The sequence below is a fragment of the Azospirillum picis genome, assembly GCF_017876115.1.
Classification (GTDB): domain Bacteria; phylum Pseudomonadota; class Alphaproteobacteria; order Azospirillales; family Azospirillaceae; genus Azospirillum; species Azospirillum picis.
On the sequence record NZ_JAGINO010000005.1, the window covers coordinates 1 to 23,317 of the forward strand.

Sequence of the window (23,317 nt, forward strand, 5' to 3'; positions counted from 1 at the left end):
CTGCCGTCCGCGCATACCCGTGACCTCACCTGACCACCGCAGGGAAAGCGAATCACAACCATGCCGCGCCGGGAAGGGTGTTTTTCAGCAGCCTGCTAGGGGGCCATCGGGATTTCACCCCGTCCGGACCTTCCGCCCTCCCGGAGGGCAGAGGGTCCGGCGGCGTGCAGCGGCCGGCCGCCCTATGCCCTCAGCCGGCGAACCAGCGGGCGGGGACGGTCACCAGGGACGGGAACAGGACCAGCAGGGCCAGCATCAGAAGCTGCGCTAGCAGGAAAGGCCAGACGCCGCGCATGAGGCTTCCCATGTTGAGCCTGGCAACGCCTGCCACGACATTCAGGACGGTGCCGACCGGCGGGGTGATCAGGCCGATGGCGTTGTTGATGATGAACAGCACGCCGAAGTAAACGGGATCGATGCCGGCCTGCTTGATCACCGGCATCAGCACCGGCGTCAGGATCAGGATCGTCGGAGTCATGTCCATCGCCGTTCCGACGATCACCACCAGCACCATGATGGCCGCCATCAGCAGCACGGGACTGCCCATGAACGGTTCAAGCAGGTCGGCGACCTGGTCCGGCAGGTTGGCGATGGTGATCATCCAGGCCGACACCATGGCGGCGGCGACCAGGAACATCACGACGGCCGTGGTGGTGGCCGCCGACGCAAACAGGTCGAAAAGCTGCGACAGCTTCAGTTCGCGATAGATCACGACGGCGACGAACAGGGCGTAGACCGCGGCGACGACCGCCGCTTCCGTCGGGGTGAAGATGCCGAACTTCAGGCCGAAGATGATGATGGCCGGCAGCAGCAGCGCCCAGAACCCATCCTTCACCGCGCCCAGCACCTCCGCCCTCGACGCGCGCGGCGGCGGGGCCAGATCCTCGTTGCGGACCACGATCCACCAGGCGACAACCAGCGCCAGTCCAAGCATCAGGCCCGGCACGATGCCGGCCAGGAACAGCTTGGTGATAGACACGTTGGCCGCGACGCCGAAGATGATGAAGCCGACGCTGGGCGGGATGATCGGCGCGATGATGCCGCCGGCGGCAATCAGACCGCAGGACCGTGCCTTGTCATGGCCGGCCCGCACCATCATCGGCACCAGCAGCGCCGACAGGGCGGCGGCATCGGCCACCGCCGAGCCGGACAGGCTGGCCAGGATGCAGGAGGCGAGGATGGCGACATAGCCGAGCCCGCCGCGCACGTGGCCGACCAGCGTCATCGCCACGGCAACGATGCGGCGGGACAGGCCGCCGGCGTTCATCACCTCGCCCGCCAGCATGAAGAAGGGCACTGCGACCAGCGGGAAGCTGTCGGCGCCGTTGATGACGTTCTGCGCCACGATCTGGGCGTCGAACAGGTCGAGGTGGACCATCAGCGCGACGCCGCACAGCAGCAGGGCGAACGCGATCGGCGTGCCGATGGCCATGGCGCCGAGCAGCGAGCCGAGGAAGACGGTTACGGTCATGGCAAGCTCCTTCGCTCGGCGGTCAGGCGTGACGGCCGGTTGGGGCGGCGTCGTTTTCCACCGTTTCCTCCGACTCCGTCACCATGATCAGTTCGTTGTCGGTGAGGCGGCCGGCCACGGCGCGGACGAGGTTGGTGACGAGGATCACCAGCGCCAGGACGCCGAACATCACGCCGGATCCGTAGAAGAAGCCCATCGAGATCCCGGTGGCGGGCGCCGTGACGTCCAGGTTGATGAGGGTCTGGTCCCAGCTTCCGCTGAGCAGCAGCCACGTCGCGTAGACCATCAGCAGATGGCTGGCGACGAAGCAGACGAGCCGCCCCATCCTGGGCAGGACGGCCACCAGGCTGTCCATGCCGAGGTGCCCCTGCCTGTGCAAGGCGACGACCGCGCCCATGAAGGTCATCCAGACGAAGAGGAGGCGCGACACCTCTTCCGACACCGTGATGCCGCTGTTGAAGCCGTAGCGCAGCACCACGTTGCCGAAAACCAGCACCAGCATGCCGGCCAGGCAGGCCACCATCGCGACCTTCAGAACGAAGACATACCCGTCGATCACCCGCCCGATTACCCGGCCCATGCGCTCCTCCTCATGGTCTTGCTTACCGTCCCCCGGCCGTGGCCGGCCGGCCCTGGATCATTCGCCGGGCAGGGCCGCGATCTTCGCGCGGAAGCGGTCGGTTCCCTCGATCACCTTGTCGAGCACGGCGTCGACCGCCCAGAAGCGCTCGCGCACGTCGTACTGGATCACCCGGCAGCGGATCGACCCGAAGGTCCCGATGCGCTGATGATACATCTTGGCGAAGGCCGGATAGCCAAGCGCTTCCGATACGGCGGCCACCACCAGGAACGTGGCCAGCTCGTCCGCAAGTTCGGGATGACGGTCGCCCGACAGCCGCATCCAGCGATAGAGATCGGGATGGATGTTGGTGAAGACACCGGTGAAGCCCGGCGATCCGGCCCGCATGGCGTCACGCGCGATCGCGGCGTTGGCGTTGACGATCGCCAGCCCGGAGCCTTCGGCGATCCGCAGCCGGCGCTTGACCGTGTCCAGGTCGCAGCTCACGTCCTTCAGCAGGACGAAGCGGCCGGTGTCGATGCACAGCCGCAGTTCCTCGTCGCTCAGCAGGCGACGGTAGGGCGCCGGGCATTCATAGAGGCCCAGCGGGACATCGCGCGGCAGGCGGTCCAGCAGATGCGCCAAGTGGCGGCGGAACGCCTCGGTTCCCTCGTTCTTCGGATCGAGGTGGTTGGTGACCAGCACCAGCGCATCGCCGCCGGTGGCCGCCATCGCCGTCAACTCCTCCACCTGGGCGTCGAGGTCGTCGCTGATATGGCCCGACACCACCACCGGCACCCGGCCCGCGACGGTGGCGACGACGAATTCCGCGAGCTTCACCCGCTCGTCCAGCGACAGGAACTGCATCTCGCTGGACTGGCAGACGGCGAACAGGGCGTCGACGCCGTTGGCCAGGTACCATTCGGTCAGCCGGACCAGTCCGGGATAATCGATCTCGCCGGCATCGGTGAAGGGGGTCAGCATCACAGGGATGATGCCGTCAATGCGCTGCGCCATGGGTGGCTCTTCCAATCGGGAGGGAGTGCAAAATCAGGTGAGTCGAACGGCGGCGTCCGGGATGCCGGCGAGTGCCGCATCGGTCTCCGCAGCGGTCGGCAGGCTCGCCTGCCCGCCGGCCCGCGTGCAGGACAGCGAGGCGGCACAGGAGGCGCGGTGGATCGCATCGGCAAGCGGCCGGCCACGATCCAGCTCTGCGGCAAGGACGCCGACGAAGCAGTCGCCGGCGCCGGTGGTGTCGCGCGCGACCACCCGGGGGGCGGGGCGGCGCCCTCCGCCCTCGGTCCCGGCCCATTCCACTCCGTCGCCGCCAAGCGTGCGGATCACGGTACCGCCCAACCGGGCGGACAATGCCTCCGCATCGCCGGCGCAGCCCAGATGGGTACCCAGCCATGCAGCCTCATCCTCGTTCACCACCAGGATGTCGACGGCGTCCAGCACCGGCGGCGGCAGCGGGGCAGCGGGCGCGAGATTGAGGATGATCCGGGCGCCGAGCCGTTTGGCGCGCAGGATCAGCGCCGCGCATTCGCCCGGATCCGTCTCCATCTGCACCAGCAGGACGGTGCCGGGGGCGAGCAGCGCGTCCTCGACCTGATCGGCGCGCGCCTGCAGGTTAGCCCCGCCGGCGACGACGATCTGGTTGCGCCCGGCGGCGTCGGTGCAGATGGCCGCGGTGCCGGTCGCCCGGTCGGCGACCGCCACACGGGACAGGTCGGCCCCGGCGCGGCGAAGGCCGGACAGGGCGGTTTCCCTCAGGCCGTCGCTGCCGACCGCGCCGGCCATCGTGACGGCGGCGCCGTCGCGGGCGGCGGCGACCGCCTGGTTCGCGCCCTTACCGCCGGGATGCAGGTCGAGCGAGCGCGCCAGCAGGGTCTGCCCCGCCGACGGCAGGCCATCCATCGCGAAGATGAGGTCGAGGTTGATCGATCCGAAGACGACGATCATGGCTGTGTTCCGCCGGTGAAGGCGCCGGACCGCGCCGGCCGGGGCCGCGCGGTCGCGAGACGCAGGATCTATGTTCGCAGGATCAAGGTCGCGGGATCACTGTTCGCAGGATCACTGTTCGCAGGATCACTGGGCGGCGCGCGCCTTGGCGATCTCCGCACGTGCCTGCGCCAGCAGGGCCGGGTCGACCTTCTGCGAGAACTTCTCCACCACCGGCTGGATCTTCGCGCGGAACTTCTCGATCTCGGCCGGCGCCAGTTCGTTCACGACCATGCCGCGGGACTGCAGTTCCTCGACCGCCTTGCCGGCCTGCTCGCGGGAGACGTTGCGCTCATAGTCGCGGGCCTCGAGCGCCGCGTCCTGGATAAGCTTGCGCTCGTCCTCGTTCAGCCGGTTCCAGAACTTGGCGCCGATCAGCACGGCCTGCGGGTTGTACATGTGGTTGCTGAGCGTCAGGTACTTCTGCACCTCGTTCAGCTTGGCGGTCAGGATGCTGGGGGCGGGGTTCTCCTGCCCGTCGACCGTCCTGCTCTCCAGGGCGGTGTAGACCTCGGGGAAGGGCAGGGGCACGGCGTTGGCGCCCAGCGTGTTGAACAGGTCGATGTAGATCGGCGACTGGACCACGCGGATCTTCAGGCCGGCGATGTCCTCGACGGACGCCACCGGATGCCGGCTGTTGGTCAACTGGCGGAAGCCCAGCTCCCAGTAGCCGAGGCCGACCAGCCCCTTGGGCGACAGCTTGTCCAGCAGGGCCTTGCCCACCGGGCCGTCCATGACCGCATCGGCTTCCCGCGGCGTGTCGAACTGGAACGGCAGGTCGACCAGCACGAAGCTGTCGTCGAGGCTGGCGAGCAGGCCGGCGTTCAGCACGGTCATCTCGACGATCCCGCCCTGGAGCGCCGAGATCATCTGCACGTCGCCGCCCAGCACGCCGTTGGTGAAGAGCTGCACCTTGATCTTGCCGCCGCTCTTCGCCTTCACGATCTCGGCGAACTTGGCCATGCCCATCGCCAGCGGCGACCCGTCGGCTCCGGCACTCGCCAACTTCATCGTATGCGCGCCGATCTCGGCCGCGGCAGCAGCGCCGCCGAACAGGAGAACGCCCGCCGTCAGGGCACCCGCCAGAAATCCAGACAGACCGTTACGCATCGCATTCCTCCTGTTGCGGCCCGTTCACGGGCGGGCCTTTGCACGTTGCCGGGTGCCGGGAGCTGGGGATGCCGGCTCTCCGTCATCGATGTAAGCGCTTACATAGCTGGGGGCTCAAACTGATGCAACAGCAAACTTGACGCAGTGTCGGGGGATATGTAACCGCTTTCAGATAGGCGCCCTTCAACCGGCAGGCGCACCCGCACGCCGGCTCGTTCCATGGAGAAGTCACCGATGTCAGAGCGTGAGCCGAAGCCCAAGCGCCCGCCTCGCGCGGTGGATGTGGCGGCGGCGGCGGAGGTGTCCATCGCCACCGTATCGCGCGTCTTCAACAGCCCAGAGAAGGTGGCCCCGCCGATCCGCGAGCGGGTGCTGGCCGCCGCCAAGGCGATGGGCTGGATGCCGCATGCCGCCGGAAGCGCGCTGGCCAGGCGCCGCAGCTCGATCGTCGGGGCGGTGATCCCGACGCTCGACAACGAGGTCTTCGCCGCCCAGGTCGGGGCGATGCAGACCGCCTTCGCCGAGCGCGGGATCACGCTGCTGCTGAGCTGCTTCAACTACAACCAGGACCAGGCCCGCAGCGACGTCCAGGCCATGCTGGCGCGCGGGGTCGAGGCGCTGGCCATCGTTGGCGAATCCCACAAGCCGGACCTGTTCGCCGACATCCAGGCGCGGCACATCCCCTATGTCGTCACCTACAGCCATCGCCCCGGCAGCCCGCATCCCTGCATCGGCTTCGACAACCGGCAGGCCTTCCGCAAGATCGCGCGGCACCTGCTCGACGATGGGCATGAGGTGATCGGCGTCATCATCCAGCCCACCACCGGCAACGATCGCGTCGCCGACCGCCTCGACGGGATACGCGACGCGCTGGCCGAGCGGGGCCTCGGCATCCGCCCGCAGCATCTGTACGAAGGGGAGTGGAGCATCGACTTCGGCCGGCAGAGCGTCCGCGCCATGCTGGAAACGGCGCCGCGGCCGACGGCACTGATCTGCGGCAACGACTATCTGGCGATCGGCGCGCTGCTGGAAGCACGGGCGATGGGGCTGGCCGTACCGCGGGACCTGGCGATCACCGGCTTCGACGACATCGCCATCAGCCGCCAGATGGATCCGCCGCTGACCACGATGCACATCGACAACCATGAGATCGGCCGGCGCGCCGCCGCCTACCTGCTCTCCTGCCTGCAGGGGGAGAGCCCGACACCGGCGCCGCCGCTGGTCCCGACGCTCGTGCTCCGTGGAACCACGGGCGCGCTGGCCCCTGCCCGCGGGGCCTGAACGGAGGCCCCGGCAACCGGCCGAGGGCCATTGCCGGCGGAGGCGGCACGGTGCGCGGCATCCTAGAGCCTGCGTGATGCATATTGGAGCACCAGACAGGCTCTAAGCTTTTGGTTTTCCCTGTGAGTCACGCTTCAAGCGGTTCCGCTTGAAGCGAACGCACTCTGGCCGATCATGGCCATCACCGGGCCCGGGCAGGTGGAGCCTTCCGGACCCGGCAGCGGCCGCCGGTCATTCCGCCAGGACGCGCAGGCGGGAAACCGCCGTGCGGGCCGACAGGTGCGGGCGCTGGAGGTCCTCCACCTGGGCACCCGGAACCGCGAAGTCGCCGGGGGTCACGGCACGGACCAGATAGACCAGGCGGAAGCGCGGCGACGCCTTGGCAAGATCGACCGCGGCGACGAAACGGTCGTCGCGGAACTCGACGTTGCGGACGGTCGACAGCTCGCCGAGCCAGGACAGCCTGCCGAGCTGGCCGCTGTTGGCGAGCCGGACATTCTCGATCTCGAAGCCGGCAGGGAGCGGATCGCTGACCAGGACCGAGTGGTCGAGCGGGTCGTTGACCTCGCCTTCGAGGATCACCACCAGCAGGTCGTTGTGCCGCACGCCGGCCGGGTCCGCCGGGCGCCCGGCCATGTCGAACAGGCGGCGGCGGATGGTCATGCCCTGTTCCTCGGCGGCAGCCGGCTGGTCGGGAACGCCGGCGACCGAGACGACCTGCCTGACCTCGCCGCCGAGGTTGCGGATCGCCGGCGGGTTCGCCGGGTCGATGCGCTGGATCTGCGGCTTGGCATTCTCAACGGTCTGGTCGTCGATCGCCAGCTTCATCGGAGCGGCGCGCTCGATCAGCGCCCGCGCCGCCAGCAGCAGCCACGCCCGCTCCTGCGGGTTGGTGGTGCGGACGGCGGCGAAGGTCTTCGCCACGCGGTCGGCCGCCTGGAAGATGCGGTCGCGGTCCACCACCCCGCTCTCGGCCATCAGCGCCACCACGCCGGCCTCGTCGCGCAGGGACGAGCCATGGTCGCGCAGGCTGGCGGTCACCATGCGGGCGCCGGTCAGCCTGGAGAAGGCGTCGGCCGCACCGCCCTGGTCGCCGAGCGATGCCGCCGCGGCCGCGATCTGCGCCCGGCCGAAGTCGGTCTGGAGCTGGTCCCAGTACACCTCGCGGAAATAGCGCACCGCCCCGGCATCGATCATCTTCGCCCGGGCGAGGACATAGAGCGCATAGGCGCGGCCCGGCAGGTCCGCGGTCTCCACCCAGGCGTTGTCGATCGCCTGCTTCAGCCAGTCCAGGCCCTTGCGGTAGGGCTGGTCGGGGACGCGGTATCCCGCCGCCCGGGCACGACCGAGCACGTCCACGACGTAGGCGGTGAGCCAGGGATCGAGATCCCCCTTCGGCGACCAGCCGGCAAAGGCACCGTCCAGCCGCTGGAAGCCGAGCAGCCGGTCGATGCCGCGTTGGACCCGCGCCTTGACCTGATCCTCCGGCGCGATGCCGAGTGCTGCGGCCTCGCCGCTCATCGACAGCAGCGGCAGTATGCGGCTGGCCGTCGGCTCGGCCCCGCCGGGGGCCGCACGGTCGAGGGCGAAGAGCAGGCCGGGGACGTCCAGATCCGGAAGCGGCGCAATCATGGCGCCGGCCGCGACCGTCTCCGGCCGCAGGCCGGCGGCGATGTCGGCCGGCACGGTCAGGGCCTTGTCGGTCGGCAGCGCCGCCGCGGCGCGGCGGGACTGCATCGGCGAGGCGGGCCGAACGGTCACGTCCCAGCGCCGGGTGACGCGGACGCCATTCGGACCGGTGACGTCCAGCGTCACGTGCCCGGCGCCGGCCGCGGTGGCGGTCAGCACGCGGCCGGCCGTCGCGCGCTTGCCACGCACGAGCTTCGGCACCGACAGCGCGGTGCCGGCGCCGTCTCCATCGGCAATGCCGGCGGCATCACCGTTGCCGGCAGCGCCGGTACCGGCATCCCGGCCCGGGACGATGGCCACGGCACCGCCGGCGCTCAGGGTCATGCGGTAGTCGCCGTCCGGGCCATTGAGGTTGTCGAGCGACAGCAGCACCTGTGCCGAATCGCCGGGGGCGAGGAAGCGCGGCAGCACCGCGTCGGCGACAACCGGATCACGCACGAGAACCTGGCTTTCGGCATGGCCGATGCGGCCATCGCTCCATGCCACCGCCATAAGCCGCAGGCGGCCCTGGAAGTCCGGCAGGTCGAAGGGAACGGAAACCTTGCCCTCGGCGCCGACGGTCACGATGCCGGAAAAGAGTGAAACCACCCGCTCCGACTTCGGCGGCACCAGCCCGGCGATCTGGCGCAGGCGCGGTGCCGGCAGCGCCGGCGGCCGCGTGCTGTCCAGCCCGGCCGGATCGATCAGGCGCCCGAAGGAATCGCGGAGCTCGACGTTCAGCGGCCGCTTGCCGAGGTAATGGCGGGCCGGATCCGGCGACGGCTGGTCGGTCAACTGCATCACCGACTCGTCGACGACGGCCAGCGTGAGGTAGGCCTGACCGCCTTCCGCCACCCCGTCCACCGCCACCTCGGCGGTCATCGCCCGGCGCGGCTCCGCCTCCGCCGGTGCCGACAGGCGGACGTCCAGCGTGCGCGGCGCCTTGTCCATCGCCAGCCAGGACAGCCCGACCGCGCGGCGCGGCGGCTTGCGGGACCCCGGATCGGTGGTGGCGAAGGCGGTCGCGAGCACGTAGGCGCCGCTGGTCCAGCCCTGCCCCACCGGGATCTCCAGGAAGGCGCCGTCCGGACCGATGGCGCGGGTGACGGCATAGGTGACGCCACGGTCGGCGACCGCCACCAGGACCTGGCTGTCATAGGGCGGCTTGACGAAGACCCAGGCGCTGTCGCCGGCGCGGTAGGAGGGCATCATCACCGAAAGCTCGACGGCGTCCGGCCGTTCGCCGGCGGTCGGGGTCATCCACCAGCCGGCGGCGAACCGCAGGCTGCTGGCGACTCCGGTCTTGGGGTCGAAGACCTCCAGCCGGTAGCGGCCCGCGGCGACCGGCGTCTCGACGGCGACCGGCCCGTCGGCCTTGGCCGACAGGGTGCCGCCGGTGACGCGCTGGTCCTTCACCGTGACCTTGTAGTCCCAGCGGCCGTTCGCCTCGTACCAGGCATAGTCGTACTCCTCCTCGAACAGCTCGTAGGAGAGGTCGGGACGGTCGGCGGGCTTGCCGTCGGGGCCAAGTGCGATCACGTCGAAACCGGCGGTGGCGCCTTCCGGCACGCCGTCGCCCTCGAAGCGCGGCTTGATGCCGACAGCGAAAGGCTGATGGCGCACCGGCAGGACGAAGTCGCGGCCGACCGGACGGCCACCGATGTCGAACAGGGTGGCACGCACCACCGCCTCGAGCGGGCGGGTGCTGTCCGGCGGGCGCGGCAGCTTCACCTTCAGCCGGGCCGAACCGGCGGCATCGGTGACGAATCCCGGAAGATCGGCGCGCGCCGCCCTCACATCCTCCTGCGCCAGGCCGAAATGATAGCCGGGAAACTGCGGATAGGGATTGGCGGCGGCGCGCAGGGTCACCGTCAGCTCGCCGGGCAGCCCGGCCGCCGGGGCGCCGTAGAGGTAATGGCCGTCGAGCGCGATGTCGGCCTCGCCGTCGGCGGCGAGCTCGGCGGTCGGCGACGCGAGGCGGACGTCGAGCCGGGGTGGGACGAAATCCTCCAGCAGGAACTCGGCCTTGCCGACCGCCGGGCCATCGGGCTCGGCGTGGGCGGTGACGCTCCAGGTGCCGGGATAGGCGTTCATCCCCAGGTCGATGCGGGTGGCGTAGCCGCCGGCGCCCGAATCGGCCAGGGTCCGCCGCTCCACCTCGAAGCCGTCGGGCCGGAGGACGCGGATGGTCAGCGGCTTGCCGCCCGGCGGCGGATTCAGGTCGGCATCTCGCAGCAGGGCCGTCAACTGGACCGTCTCGCCCGGCCGGTAGATGCCGCGTTCGGTATAGAGCCAGGCATCCAGCCCGCCGGTCGCCGGCCGGACCGGCGGCGCCTTCTCCGGCGTGTCGGCCGGCGGCACCCCGCCGGCGGTGAGGTCGAGCACGGCGAAGTCGCCGTCGCCGCGGGCGGCGAACAGCGCCTGGACCGGCTCGGTCCCGGCGGCGCGCAGCGCGGCGAGGTCGAATCGGCCGAGCCCGTCCTCACCGGTCTGGACGCGTGCCAGCTCGGCGCCGTTGCGGGCGACCAGCCGGAGCTCGACACCGGCGGCCGGGGCGGCGCTGCCGGCGGAGCGGGCGAAGACGACCAGCGACTCCTCGCCCATGATCGTGTTCAGGCCGAGGTCGGAGACGACGAACCACTGGGTCGCCTTGCGGTCCCAGCCGCCGGGCTTGATCTCGTCGGCACCGGCGACGGCGACATAGACCCCCGGCTCCAGCTTGCCCAGCACGGCATCGATGGGAAAGGCGGTGGTGACCGTGCGGTTCGGCTGGTTGCCGATCCCGATCTCGCCCCGCCACACCTCCTGGCCCGATTTGTCCAGGATCTCGCCGATGTCGTAATCGGTCATCTGCTGGGTGATGCGGCCGAAATAGATCTTCTCCACCAGCGCCCGGTCGGCGATGCGCAGGACCTGCAGCTTCGCGCGGTCCAGGTTGATGGAGCGCAGCGGCAGGCCTTCCGACCCGACCCGCGGCAGGATGTAGCCGGCACCGCGGAAGGCCAGCGACGGCTTGCGGTTGGGCACCTGGACGTCACGGCTGTCGGCGGCCGGCAGCCGCTTGCCGTCGGCGCCGGGCAACCCGTCCTTCAGCGTGATGCGATAGCTCTCGCCATGGCGCAGGCCTTCCACGCACAGCGTGCGGTCGCGGGCGATGGCGGCGCCGTCGACGTCGGGCTGCACCTCGACATAGTCGCGGTAGTTCACCGCGCGCGAGCGCTCCAGCCGATCGGTGAAGGTGAAGCAGGCCTGGGGCGTGTCGCGTTCCGCCACCACCTCGACGCCGGAGACGCCGAAGGGGACCGGTTCGGCCGGCAGGTCGGCGGCCAGCACGGGGGCGGCAACGCCCCCGGTGACCATCACCCCTCCGGCCGCGACAGTGCCGGAGCACGCGATGAAAACGGCACAGACACGCGCGAGCGCACGCAACATTCTGGACAGGCCCCAATTCCCCGGGTGGGTCCGGTACCGCGCGAACCGGAACGTTCCCCTATGGGAACGGTCCTGGCGGCGGCTCGGACCTGGACGAAACCGGCGCGGAGTATGCCGAAGCGCCTGGGGTTTCGCCATGGCTTTGCGACGGCGGCCCGCAGATTGGCCGGCCAGGCCAAGCCGCCGTCGGAAAAAGGAAATTCGCACCGGCGCCGTCAGCGGCGACCGGTGCCGCCGTCAGGCGGCGAAGCGCCGGCGCAGCCTGGCGATCGCCTCGTCGATCACCTCGTCCTTCTTCGAGAAGCAGAAGCGGACGACGTTGGTCGGCGCATTCTCCACGAAGAAGGCGCTAACAGGGATGGCCGCGACCTTCGCTTCCGCCACCAGCCAGCGGCAGAACTCCTGGTCGTCGCCGTCGAAGCCGAAACGGGAGATGTCGGTGACGACGAAGTAGGTGCCGGAGCCGGGCAAAACCTCGAACCCGGCGGATCGCAGCCCGGCCGACAGCCGGTCGCGCTTGGCCTGCAGCCCCTCGGCGAGGCCGGTGAAATACCCCTCCTCCTTGCCGAGGCCGTAGGCGACCGCCGCCTGCAGGTTCGGCGGGGTGGTGAAGGTCAGGAACTGGTGGGCCTTCGCCACCGGCTGCAGCAGGTGGGGGGCGGCGGTGACGTAGCCGACCTTCCAGCCCGTCAGCGAGAAGGTCTTGCCGGCCGAGCCGATCTTCAGGCAGCGGTCGCGCATTCCCGGCAGCGTCATCAGCGGGATGTGGCGGCGCCCGTCGAAGATGATGTGCTCGTAGACCTCGTCACAGACCGCCAGCGCATCGTGCCGCTGCACGAACTCGGCGATCAGCTCCAGCTCGGCACGGTCGAAGACCTTGGCGGCCGGGTTGAGCGGGTCGTTGATCAGCACCAGCTTGGTGCGCGGCGAGAAGGCGGCCTCCAGGTCGGCGCGCGTGAAGCTCCAGTCCGGCGCCTTGAGCGAGACGAAGCGCGGCACGCCGCCGGCCAGACGGATGATCGGCAGGTAGCTGTCGTACATCGGCTGGAACAGCACCACCTCGTCGCCCGGGTTGATCAGGCCGAGCAGGCAGGCGGTCAGCGCCTCGGTGGCGCCCGAGGTGACCATCGTCTCCGTCTTCCAGTCGACGTCCAGCCCGTAGAAGCGCTGGGCATGGCCGGCGAGGGCTTGGCGCAGGTCGGGCGTGCCCATCATCGACGGGTACTGGTTCCAGCCGTCGAGCAGGGCGTCGGACGCCTTCTGCAGCACGTCGGCCGGCCCGCGGTCGTCGGGGAAACCCTGGCCGAGGTTGATGGCGCCATGCTCCTCCGACAGGCGGGACATGACCTCGAAGATGGTGGTGCCATAACTGGACAGCAGCGCGTTGCCCGACTTCACCGCAAGAACCTCCTGATGCGAGACGGCGGTCAGGATGGCGGCAGCGGGGCGGCACTGTCCAGAGGCACCCGCGCGGGGCTGGGCTGTCCGGCCCGTCACCGCCGGCACTCAGCCGGACGGGTCAGGGCGCGGCGTCGCGCTCCATCTTCCGCTTGCGACGGGCGCGCAATTTCTGGCGGATATGCTCGACCGGCGCGAACAGCCGCGGATAGCGGCGCTTGCTGCGGACGAACAGGCGGCGCGCGTCGGCGGAATTGCGCAGGACCAGCACGCCACCCAACAGGATCACCGGCAGCCCGCCGGGTCCCGGCAGGGGGGCGATGGCGACGCCCAGCAGGATGATCACGCAGCCGGCACCGATCAGCGCGAGCTGGCGGATGCGGGCAAGCGAAAGCGTGGATGCGGTCTCCGGTTCACTCATCAGCGGTTCGAAAGGCTCCTGGATGCCGGGACCTTTCATATGGCCCCGGCCTGCCCACTTGGAAGCCCCCTCCCCTTCCGGGGAGGATTCAGTGCAGGGCCGCCGGAACGGCGGGTGCGCTACGGGTCAGGCGCGCCGGATCGAGCCGCCAGAGTGCCGCATCGCGCTCCGCCGGGGCCGGCTTCCAACGGAACTCGCGCGACAACTGGGCGCGCGCAGCACCGGCCCGGCGCGCCAGCCCGGCGCACTCGGCCCGAGCGCCCCCGGCTTCCGAGCCTGCTTCCACGCCCGCATCGCCGCCGCAGTCCCGCTCCCCACCCCGATCCTGCGGGCCGCAACGGCGGTCGGCGCAGCTCTCCAGCATCAGGCGGATCATCCGCTCGCGCTTGTCGGCATCGACGAAGCCGGACCGGTCGAAATAGAGCTTGGTGAAGGCCAGTTCGGTCACCCGCGCGTGCGACCGCCGGTCGCCGACGATCACCGCGGCCACCATTTCCACGCAGCGCCCGGCAAAATGCGGCAGCGGGGCCGTGCCGTCGTCGGCACAGTCGAGCAGATGGCTCGGCAGGTCGACGAGACGTCCCGACCCGTCCTTCACCAGATAGCGGCGCCACACCGACATATCCGCCTCCCGTCAAGCCTTTGCGCGGCCAGGGACCAAGCCGCCCAGCGCAGCAACGGCCCATGCCCGGCAAAGCCTACACCAGTCCGCAGAAAGACGGAACGGGGCGCCGGCCCCGGCATCGGTACCCGGGCCGGATGGCCATCCCGGCATGCGAAACGCGGCATGGCACCGCAAGACGCCGATGCCGTCAGTGTTGCGTCAGCGGCCAGAACAGCGAGATCGCCGCCGTTCCCAGCACCACCACCAGGATCGACAGCGGCAATCCCAGCCGCCAGTAGTCGCCGAACCGGTAGCCGCCCGGTCCCATCACCAGCGTGTTGCACTGGTGGCCGATCGGCGTGAGGAAGTCGCAGCCGGCTCCCACCGCCACCGCCATCAGGAAGGCATCCGGCCGCAGGCCGAGATGGGTGGCGAGGCTGGCGCCGATCGGGGCCATCACCAGGACGGTGGCGGCATTGTTCAGGAAGGGCGTCACCGCCATCGCCGCCACCAGGATGAGGGCGAGCGCCCCCACCGGCGGCAGGTTTTGCGCCGCCTGCGACAGGAACCCCGCGATCAGTTCGGTCCCGCCGGTGGTGCGCAGGGTTTCACTGACCGGGATCAGGGAGCCGAGCAGAACCAGGATCGGCCACTCCACGGCGTCATACGCTTCGCGCAGGCTGACGACCTTCAGGACGGTCATGGCTACCGCCGCCCCGAAGAAGGCGATGGTGACCGGCACCATGCCGGTGGCCACCAGCGTCACCGTGAGGGCGAGCACCGCCACCGCGGCCGCCCGCTTGGGCACGCGGCCGATCGCCAGGTCGCGCTCGGCCAGCGGCAGGCAGCCGAGCGCCGCCAGAATCTCCGCCATGCCGGACTGGCGGCACTGGATCACCACGAGGTCGCCGGCCTGCAGGCGCACCCGCCGCAACCGCTGGCGGATCGGCCGCCCACGGCGGCTGAGCGCCAGCAGGTTGGCCCCGTAGCGCTCGCGCAACTGCACCTCCTCGATCGACTGGCCGATCAGGCGGGAGCGCTGCTCCACCACCGCCTCCACCACGGCGATGTCGTCGCGGCTCTCGCCCCCCTCCAGCTCCTTCTCGTGCACCATGCGCAGGCCGGCGCGCTTGACGACGGCGGCGAGCGCCTGGGTGTCTGCCTCCAGCACCAGAATGTCGCCGGCGAACAGCACCCAGTGGGCGGAGGGGACATAGCGCCGGTAGTTCTCGCGCACGATGGCGGCGATGGTCACCTCGCCGTCGGCGAAGGCCTCCAGTTCGGCCACCGTTCGGCCCACGAAGGGAGACCCCTGGGGCAGCAGCGCCTCCGCCGTATAGTCGTCGATGGAAAAGGCGGGGCCGCTCGCCGCCGCCCGCCCCTTGGGCAGCAACCGGTAGCCGACCGTCAGGAAGGCCACGCCGGCAAGCGCGATCACCAGCCCCACCGGCGTGAAATCGAACATGTGGAAGGGCTCGCCCGTCATCTCGACGCGCAGGCGCGAGACGATGATGTTGGGCGAGGTGCCGACCAGGGTCATCAACCCGCCGAGCAACGAGCCGAAGGCCATCGGCATGAGCAGCATCGACACCGGGGTGCCGGTCCGGCGGGCGATCTGCAGGGCGATCGGCATGAAGATGGCCAGCGCCCCGATGTTCTTGACGATCGCCGACAGCAGGGTCACCGCACCGGCCAGCACGAACACCTGGGCCCACAGCGTGGTCATGCGCGCGGCCAGCGGGCGCATCGCCGCCTCGACCACGCCGGATCGGCCGACCGCGGCGCTGACCACCAGGGCCGAACCCACGATGATGACGATGTCGTCGGAAAAGCCCTGAAAAGCCTCCTTGGCCGGGACGATACCCAACGCCACCGATCCGAGCAGCGCCAGCATGCCGACCAGATCGTAACGCAGCCGGTCCCAGATCAGCAGCGCGATCACCGCGCCGATGATTCCGAACGAGAACACCTGATCAAGCGTCATGGAGCGGTGCGGAGTCCTTCCTGGCCATCCTGCGGGCGAAACGGCCTGGCGCCTGCGTCCGCGGGAGGTCAGCGGCCCGAACCGGACGTCTTCCCCCCACGGCCGCTGCCCGATCCGCCGGAGGCGGTTCCATCCTGCTCCGGCTTGCGGGCATCATGCACCAGCCGGCCACACTGTGGCTGTTCCTCACTGCCCGGGTCAAGGAAGGGCAGCACGCTGGCAAGCGGGGTCAGCAGCACGCCCAGTGCAACCGCCGCGGCACCGCGGGCCGCCGACTCGGCGGGGTCGATCCCGATGTCCGGGCTTCCCAGCGTCCCGCCGACCAGCACCGGCAGGTGGGTTGCGAAGACCTGCGGCTCCTTGGAATCGCCCACGACGCGCAGGTTCAGCGCCTCGTTGCGCAGGCTGACCGTGCCCTTCCCGGTAACCACCGTCTCCGGCGTGTCGAGCACCAGTGCCTCGACGGCGGCGACGCCGTTGCTCACCGACAGGTTGCCGACCAGGCAGTTGAAGGGCATCGGCTTGGAACCGGACAGCACCACGCCCAGCGTCTCCAGGATGTTGGTCTTCAGCCCCTTGACGGCGAGACTCGTGACCTTGCCGCCATCCACCGCGACGCCGATCTTGCCGTCCGACGAGGCCAGCAGGTCGGCCACCGTGTTGCCGGAGCCGGCAAGCTGGATGCGCCCGGCCACCGTGCCGGCGACCTGCCCGGCCAGAGAGGTGTCCTTGAAGAAGGTGGCCAGCTTCATGTTGCGCACGTCCAGGTTGGTGCGCATCGCCGGAAGCTTGCGGCTGCCGTCGACCTCCACCATCCCGGCGATCCGCCCGCCGCCGATCCCCAGCGACAGCGGGTCGAACCGCAGGTCGCCGTTCTTCAGCAGCACGCGCAGGTCGAGGTCGTCGAGCGGCGCGAAGGGCGCCTCCACCCGCTTGCCGCGCAGCCGCACGTCCATGTCGGCGTTGCGCAGCATCTCGACATTCACCGGCGTGGCGGGAATGACGCGGTCACGGGCACGGGTCGGATAATCGTCCTTTCCGCGGGGAGAGGCGCCGATCAGGCCGGCCAGATCCTGTGCCGCCAGGCGGTTGGAGACGAGGTCCGCCTTCACCAGCGGACGGTCCCCGCCGGTCTCGACGGCAAGATCGCCGGACAGGTCGCTCTCGCCGACCTTGCCGTGCATCTTCTGGAACGCCCAGCGCCCGCCGTCGCGCGACAGGTGGCCGGAGATCGCATAGGGCCGCGTCTTCGGCGTCGGGATGCCGAGGATGGGGAAGATTTCCGCCAGGTCGTTGCCGCGCAGGTCGATGGAGAGATCCAACCCCTCCATCTTCACCGGCTCGGCGACCGACCCTTCGATCTTGCCCTTGGTGTCGCCGATGACCGCATCGATCCTGATCGGATAGGGCTTCGAGTCGTCGCGCAGGTACAGCAGCGACGCGCCCCGCGCGGCCAGGGTGAAGGGCTTGCCCGCGAAGTTGCCCTTGCCGTCCAGCTCCACCGTGTCGCTGTCGTTGCCGCCGGTCGCGGTGTTGATGGTGTTGTCGATGTCGATGTCGCTCGTGGGGTCGCGGTAGCGGATGGCGCCGTCGGCGATCAGAAGGCGTTCGATCACCGGGATGTCGCCGCGCTTGTCGGGGGTCGCCGCCTCCTTCGCAACCTCCTTCTCGACATTGGGCGGACCGAAGGTCCAGTTGGCCTCCCCCTTCTCGTTCTTCTCCAGGATCACCTTGGGACCCTCGAACTTCAGCTCCGGCAGTTCCCAGTTGCCGCGCAGGATCGGCCAGGGCCGCAGCGTGGCGTCCAGCACCCTGATCGCCACCATGTCCTTGTCCTTTGCCCAGTCGGCGTTGGCGACGCGCAGCCCCTCGATATGGATGCGGATCGGGTTGCCGAGATGGACCCGCAGATCGCCGTCGATCGCCACTTGGCGGTTCAGCGCCGACGAGGCATGGCGCGCGACGAAGCCACGGGCATCATTCCAGTCGAACAGGAGCAGGACCGCCGCCGCCGTGACCACGACGAGCCCAACCAGCCCCAGCAGGCCGTACCCGATCCACTTGAACACCGCTCCCATCCCGCCGGCCCTCCCTGCACCCTTCACACCGATGACAACGGCCGGCGAGGCTGAACGGCGAAGGTCCGGGGTGGGGAGTACCGCAAGAGTTCCGGAAGGCGCCATCCGAAAGCGGTATGCGCTCATCCTGCCTATATCGGATTTAACTTAAAATTCAGCTTCATCGCCTCTAATCGGCCGACGCCCCGGCGTTGACATTCCCCGGCAGCCGCGACCGCTAAGACCATGCGCTCCCTTACGAACTTCGCCCCGTCCACCTTCGAGGAGCGTGGCGCCGCAGTGGCCTTCACCACGCCGGTTCTCGCCCAGACCAGGGTACGCAAGGACAGCCGAGACCAGCTCGAAGTGCTGGTGCCCAACCTTTCGGAGGGGCGGGGCGTCTATGTGGTGCCGTGGAAATCCCTGCCGCTGGCCTTCCCGATGACCGTGCACGACCGGATGCTGCACGACCTGATCGCCAGGGCCGACGGCTGCTCGCCCGACAACATCCGCAAGGCGGTGCTGGAAGCGGCACGCTGCGGGCTCGCCGGCGCCGACGCGGTGACCGCCGCGGAGGCGGCGTTGCGCGATGACGACGAGCAGCGGCTGCTGATCAACTACCAGTTGATCGTCGAGGCGCTGAAGGCGGTGGGGCTGGAGTCGACCGACATCCTGCGGGCCGGGCTGGGATCGGACGAGGGGCAACGGCTGACCCGCGACCTGATGACGAGGGCGGCCCAGCGGCTGTCGCTCGAACCGACGGAGCTCTACGGCCGGATCGCGGAACTGGCCGTGCTGATGGAGCCGATCGGCCTCGCCAGCTCTCCCCGGCCGGCGCGGCTGCGGCGGCTGATGCGCGACCTGCTGGGCTTCCGCGACAGCATGACCGACTGGGCAACGGACAACGTTTCGGAAGCGGCCCCCATCGGGGTCTTCTGCGCCGAGGTGGCGGAGCATACCGTCAACCACGCCCGCAACGTGATGGGCCAGCTCGACCAGGCGATGGCCGCCTTCGAAATGCTGCTGCGGCAGTGGGAAACCAAGCGTCCCCAGATCCGCAAGGCGGCCAGCCGGCTGTCCTGGCTGCTCGACGGCTGGGAATACCTGATCCTGCTATGGGGCGACGCGGTGGCCCAGGACCGCCACACCCAGGACATGGCGGTCCACGACATCTTCCGCGTGATCCCGCTGCTGCCGAAGGACGAGGGGCGCAACGACCAGGCCATGCTGGCCGACAAGCTGACCACCAGCCAGCGGCGGTCGGTGCGCGCCTATGTCGACTGGCGCAGCGGCCAGTTGGACGTCGACCTCGTCATGCGGATCGAGACGATCAAGGGGAAGGCGGCCTGACCATGAACATGAAGGATCTGGTCGCGCTTGGCGACAGGCTGCTCGACATCGACGAGGCCAAGTTCCGCCAAGTGGTGGGACTGCTGGAGCAGATGGGCGACCACCCCGACATCCGCCAGACCATTTCCGCCATCCGCCCGCGCCTGGTGGAGTTGCGGCCGAACCGGCAGCCGACGCTGAAGCGCCTGTTCTGCAACCCGTTCGAGGACCTGTTCGAGGCGCTCGGCCGTGCCGACCCGATGCCGTTGAACGTGATCGAGCGATCGCTGATGAACGGCCTGTGGCCGCTGGTGGAGGCGCAGATCGGCAACGAGCGGCTGGGCAGGTACCGTGCGGCCCTCCAGGACGGGCCGGAGCGCTGGGCGCTCACCCATGCCTTCTGGGCCGACTGCGCCACGGCGGTGTCGGCGATCGCCGACGGCGAGGTGCCCGGCCTGCGGATGACTCCGGCCCGGATGCGCGCGCTGGCCGACATCGCCATCATCCTGTCGATCGCCCCCGAGGTCGCCGAGCTGAAGGCCGCGCTGGCGCCGCGGCCGGTGCCGAAACTGCACGCCGACCATATCGAGGCGATCGAGGCCATCGGCCGCCGGGTCTCCCGCAACCGGCCCGCGGCGCTTAAAAACTTCATCATCCTGGCCGCTTCGCGGCTGACCGACCCGTCGGTGCTGCTCGGCGGCCTGTGGGACATGGATCTGGGGCAGAAGTCGACGGATCGCGCCGCCCTGTTCATGGCGCTGAGCGGAACCGTCGTCGCGCAGATCGAGGACCGCTCCCGTGCCTTCCAGAGCGCGTCGGGCGCCGGGACCGACCGGATGGCGGTGGCCGACCTGGCGCTCCACCTCGTCGCCAGCCTGGACGCGACGCGGGCGGCGATGGAGCACAGCCGCAACAAGGAGTTCGACCAGCGCCTGAAGGAGGTGCGCAACTCCGTCCACGGCATGGTGAGGACCCAGGTGCTGCAGGACGCCGACAGCGGCATCATCGCGGCACTCGGCGCGCTGGAGGGCGGCGCGGAGGAACGGGCGCACCTGAGGCGGGCGGAGAACCAGGCCAGGGCCCTGCGCAAGTGCGCCACCTTCGCCGACTCTCTGGGCCTGCGCGGCGAGCTGCGGGCGATGACCCAGAAGGCGACCGCCTCGCTGACCGAGAAGGCCCAGCAGGCGCTGTCCGGCCCTGCCGGCAACGCCCGCACCGGCTATACCGCCATCCGCATGATCGAACTGATTGCCGGCCCGGCCGAGGCGAACAAGATCATGGACGAGATCATGGGCGGTTCCCGGCGTTGAGCACGCCGGGACCGGGCGGCTGGGAGGCAGGAGCGATGTCGGGATACACCGGATGGGAACTGCCCGCGGAGGAGCGCGGCCGCCTGCTGCCGCTGTTCCCGCCCCGCTATGAGCGGCTGGTGGCCGACCATGTCACACAGACCTTCGGCGCCGGCCCGAGGGAGCCGCTGCCGACCGCGACGCGGGCCGAGGTGATCGGCATGGCCGACGACGGCGAGGGCGTCCAGGCGCTCGTCGTCGCCATCGACGGCACCAGCGACCGCCCGGACGGTTCCACCTACCACATCACCTGGTCGCTGGCACGCGACCGCCGGCCCGCGGAGTCCAACGACGTCATCCGCGACTATGGCTGGCGCCCGTTGGAGCCGGTGGTGATCCGCCTGCTGCCCCGCCATTTCGGGCGGTGAGGACGACGGCAGGCACGCCCCGCTCCGGTCACGGCACCTCGGGCACCCCTTCGCCGGCGACCCCACGCTTCAGGCGCTGCTCGCGGTAGACGATGAACAGGCCGCTGCCGATGATGAGCAGCGCGCCCAGCCCCATGCGCGCGGTCGGAGCGGTGCCCCAGACGACGAGATCGAGCGCGACCGCCCACAGGATCGAGACATACTGGAAAGGCACGACGACGGCGGCCGGGCTGAGTTGCAGCGACCGGTTCATCATCGCGTGGCCGGCCAGGGCCGAGACGCCGAGCAGCCCGAGCAGGAGGAAGTCGGCCCAGCCGGGCAACGACCACGAGAAGGGCAGCGCGACGCCGCCGATCAGGATTCCACCGACCATCTGGTTGCCGACCAGCGTCAGGCTGGAGGCCGACCGCAGCATGCGCGTGGAGATCACGCCGCAGGAGAAGATGAAGGCGCCGGCCAGCGCCACCAGCGACGGCCAGAGGTCGAAGCGGCCGGTCGGGTTCAGCACGATCACGACACCGACGAAACCGACCAGCACCGCCACCCAGCGGCGCCAGCCGACGGCCTCGCGCAGGACCAGGACCGACAGCGCGGTGACGATCAGCGGCGCCGACATGTAGATGGTCATCACGTCGGCCAGCGGCAGATAACCGACCGCCCAGTAGAAGCAGGCGACGTCAACTGTCATCACCACCACCCGCAGGACGTGCAGCGGCAAACGACGCACGGCGAAGACGTTGGCGACGCCCTCGCGCAGGATCAGCGGCATCAGCACCGCCAGCCCGAACAGGCTGCGCACCGCGATCAGCATGGCGACCGGATGGTCGGCGACCAGCCATTTGCCGAGCGCATCGTTCCAGGTGAACAGCGTCATGCCGCTCAGCATGAACAGGATGCCGAGGCGACTGTCGGTGACGGGGGCGGCGGTCATGGAGGGAGGCCGGAGTCCTGGAGATCCGAGGGGAAATCCGCCGGGCAGGCCGCGGCGGGCAAGGGGCGGCACCCTAGCAGATGCTTTGCCCCCGCATCACACCCTCAGATCACACCCCTGTCCCGCAGCGCCGCGATGTCGGCCTCACCCAAGCCCAGCGCCTCGGCCAGGACCGCATCGGTGTGCTGGCCCAGCGTCGGCGGGGCGGTATCGTGGACCAGCGGCGTGGCGCTGTAGCGGATCGGGCTCGCGACCGTCGGCACGCTGCCCTGCGTCGGGTGCGGCAGATCCTGGCGGATGTTGCGGGCCTGGACCTGGGGGTCGTCGAAGACCGCGGTCAGGTCGTTGATTGGGCCGCAGGGCACGCCCACCGCCTCCAGCGCCGCCAGCCAGTCCTGGCTGTCGCGGGTGCGGATCAGCTCCTCCAGCAGCGGCACCAGCTCCTTGCGGTTGGCGACGCGGGCCGGGTTGGTGGCGTAGCGTTCGTCCTTCGCCAGGTCGGGGTGGTTCGCGACCGCGCAGAACTTGGCGAACTGGCCGTCGTTGCCGACCGCCAGGATGATGTGGCCGTCGCGGGTGGCGAAGGCCTGGTAAGGCACGATGTTGGGATGGGCGTTGCCGAGGCGCTGCGGCGCCTTGCCGCCGACCAGGCAGTTCATCGCCTGGTTCGCCAGCACCGCCACCTGGACGTCGAGCAGGGCAAGGTCGACCTGCTGCCCCTCGCCGGTGCGGTCGCGGTGGGCGAGCGCGCCCATGATGCCGATGGTGGCGTAGAGGCCGGTGAAGATGTCGGTCACCGCGACGCCGACCTTGACCGGGCCGCCGCCCGGCTCGCCGTCGGGCTGGCCGGTGATGCTCATCAACCCGCCCATGCCCTGGATCATGAAATCGTAGCCGGCACGGTTGCGGTACGGCCCGGTCTGGCCGAAGCCGGTGATCGAGCAGTAGACCAGCCGCGGGTTGACCGCCTTCAGGCTGTCATAGTCGAGGCCGTACTTGACCAGGCCGCCGACCTTGAAGTTCTCGATGACGACATCGGCCTGGGCGGCCAGCTTGCGCACCAGCTCCTGCCCTTCCGGCCGCTCGAAGTCGATGGTGATGGAGCGCTTGCCGCGGTTGGTCGACAGGAAGTAGGCCGACTGGTCCCCGGCCCAGGGAGGTCCCCAGGCGCGGGTATCGTCGCCAGCGCCCGGCCGCTCCACCTTGATCACGTCGGCGCCGAGATCGGCCAGCGTCTGCGCCGACCACGGTCCGGCCAGCACGCGCGACAGCTCCAGCACCCGGATGTGCGACAAGGGTCCGGCCAAGGTCTCTTCCTCCTGTCTTATTCTTTTCCCTCCCCCGCTCTCGCGGG

The 23,317-nt window shown here is 69.9% G+C and carries 17 protein-coding genes; 4 read left to right on the plus strand and 13 right to left on the minus strand.

Annotated features, from left to right (window positions below; genetic code table 11):
* Positions 1 to 190: 190 nt before the first annotated feature.
* The 5 genes from J2850_RS08950 to J2850_RS08970 all read right to left on the minus strand — a co-directional run bounded on the left by J2850_RS08950 (position 191) and on the right by J2850_RS08970 (position 5,141).
* The gene (locus J2850_RS08950; protein ID WP_209980774.1) at positions 191 to 1,471 is read right to left on the minus strand and encodes a TRAP transporter large permease subunit; all 1,281 of its coding nucleotides are present in this window, start codon (positions 1,469 to 1,471) and stop codon (positions 191 to 193) included.
* 22 nt (positions 1,472 to 1,493) lie between these two features.
* On the minus strand, positions 1,494 to 2,051 hold the full coding sequence (locus J2850_RS08955) for a TRAP transporter small permease (RefSeq protein WP_211113846.1): 558 nt from the start codon (positions 2,049 to 2,051) through the stop codon (positions 1,494 to 1,496).
* 57 nt (positions 2,052 to 2,108) lie between these two features.
* On the minus strand, positions 2,109 to 3,047 hold the full coding sequence (locus tag J2850_RS08960; RefSeq protein ID WP_209980776.1) for a dihydrodipicolinate synthase family protein: 939 nt from the start codon (positions 3,045 to 3,047) through the stop codon (positions 2,109 to 2,111).
* 33 nt (positions 3,048 to 3,080) lie between these two features.
* Positions 3,081 to 3,992, minus strand: coding sequence for a ribokinase (locus tag J2850_RS08965; protein ID WP_209980779.1), 912 nt, complete (start codon positions 3,990 to 3,992; stop codon positions 3,081 to 3,083).
* 126 nt (positions 3,993 to 4,118) lie between these two features.
* Positions 4,119 to 5,141: a TRAP transporter substrate-binding protein gene (locus tag J2850_RS08970; RefSeq protein ID WP_209980781.1), complete on the minus strand. Its 1,023-nt coding sequence runs from the start codon at positions 5,139 to 5,141 to the stop codon at positions 4,119 to 4,121.
* Between the two features lie 234 nt (positions 5,142 to 5,375).
* On the opposite strand from J2850_RS08970, the gene J2850_RS08975 reads away from it, so the two are divergent.
* On the plus strand, positions 5,376 to 6,422 hold the full coding sequence (locus J2850_RS08975) for a LacI family DNA-binding transcriptional regulator (RefSeq protein WP_209980782.1): 1,047 nt from the start codon (positions 5,376 to 5,378) through the stop codon (positions 6,420 to 6,422).
* Between the two features lie 231 nt (positions 6,423 to 6,653).
* On the opposite strand, the gene J2850_RS08980 is transcribed toward J2850_RS08975, so the two are convergent.
* The 6 genes from J2850_RS08980 to J2850_RS09005 form a co-directional block, all read right to left on the minus strand.
* A complete protein-coding gene (locus J2850_RS08980) occupies positions 6,654 to 11,450 on the minus strand; it encodes an alpha-2-macroglobulin family protein (RefSeq protein ID WP_246512935.1) in 4,797 nt (1,598 codons plus the stop codon).
* A 309-nt stretch (positions 11,451 to 11,759) separates the two neighbouring features.
* Positions 11,760 to 12,920 carry an aminotransferase gene (locus J2850_RS08985; protein WP_209980786.1) on the minus strand — a complete coding sequence of 387 codons (1,161 nt, stop codon included), beginning with the start codon at positions 12,918 to 12,920 and terminating at the stop codon, positions 11,760 to 11,762.
* A gap of 121 nt (positions 12,921 to 13,041) precedes the next feature.
* Positions 13,042 to 13,341, minus strand: a complete 300-nt coding sequence (locus J2850_RS08990; RefSeq protein WP_209980788.1) for a hypothetical protein — start codon at positions 13,339 to 13,341, stop codon at positions 13,042 to 13,044.
* A gap of 88 nt (positions 13,342 to 13,429) precedes the next feature.
* Positions 13,430 to 13,963 (minus strand): hypothetical protein, encoded by a 534-nt coding sequence (locus tag J2850_RS08995; RefSeq protein ID WP_209980790.1) that lies wholly within the window; start codon positions 13,961 to 13,963, stop codon positions 13,430 to 13,432.
* A gap of 190 nt (positions 13,964 to 14,153) precedes the next feature.
* Positions 14,154 to 15,929 (minus strand): SLC13 family permease, encoded by a 1,776-nt coding sequence (locus J2850_RS09000; RefSeq protein ID WP_209980793.1) that lies wholly within the window; start codon positions 15,927 to 15,929, stop codon positions 14,154 to 14,156.
* Positions 15,930 to 15,997: 68 nt separating this feature from the next.
* Positions 15,998 to 18,007: an AsmA family protein gene (locus J2850_RS09005; RefSeq protein WP_209980795.1), complete on the minus strand. Its 2,010-nt coding sequence runs from the start codon at positions 18,005 to 18,007 to the stop codon at positions 15,998 to 16,000.
* 225 nt (positions 18,008 to 18,232) lie between these two features.
* Here J2850_RS09005 and J2850_RS09010 point away from each other — a divergent pair, with 225 nt between their 5' ends.
* The 3 genes from J2850_RS09010 to J2850_RS09020 are packed head-to-tail and all read left to right on the plus strand — an operon-like array spanning position 18,233 to position 21,032.
* Positions 18,233 to 19,336 carry a hypothetical protein gene (locus J2850_RS09010; RefSeq protein WP_209980797.1) on the plus strand — a complete coding sequence of 368 codons (1,104 nt, stop codon included), beginning with the start codon at positions 18,233 to 18,235 and terminating at the stop codon, positions 19,334 to 19,336.
* Between the two features lie 2 nt (positions 19,337 to 19,338).
* Positions 19,339 to 20,625, plus strand: a complete 1,287-nt coding sequence (locus J2850_RS09015; protein WP_209980799.1) for a hypothetical protein — start codon at positions 19,339 to 19,341, stop codon at positions 20,623 to 20,625.
* A 35-nt stretch (positions 20,626 to 20,660) separates the two neighbouring features.
* Positions 20,661 to 21,032 carry a hypothetical protein gene (locus J2850_RS09020; protein WP_209980801.1) on the plus strand — a complete coding sequence of 124 codons (372 nt, stop codon included), beginning with the start codon at positions 20,661 to 20,663 and terminating at the stop codon, positions 21,030 to 21,032.
* A 28-nt stretch (positions 21,033 to 21,060) separates the two neighbouring features.
* Here the strand turns inward: J2850_RS09020 and J2850_RS09025 are convergent, their stop codons facing one another.
* Positions 21,061 to 21,963 carry a DMT family transporter gene (locus J2850_RS09025; protein WP_209980803.1) on the minus strand — a complete coding sequence of 301 codons (903 nt, stop codon included), beginning with the start codon at positions 21,961 to 21,963 and terminating at the stop codon, positions 21,061 to 21,063.
* Positions 21,964 to 22,067: 104 nt separating this feature from the next.
* The gene (locus J2850_RS09030) at positions 22,068 to 23,270 is read right to left on the minus strand and encodes a CaiB/BaiF CoA transferase family protein (protein WP_209980805.1); all 1,203 of its coding nucleotides are present in this window, start codon (positions 23,268 to 23,270) and stop codon (positions 22,068 to 22,070) included.
* Between the last annotated feature and the right edge of the window lie 47 nt (positions 23,271 to 23,317).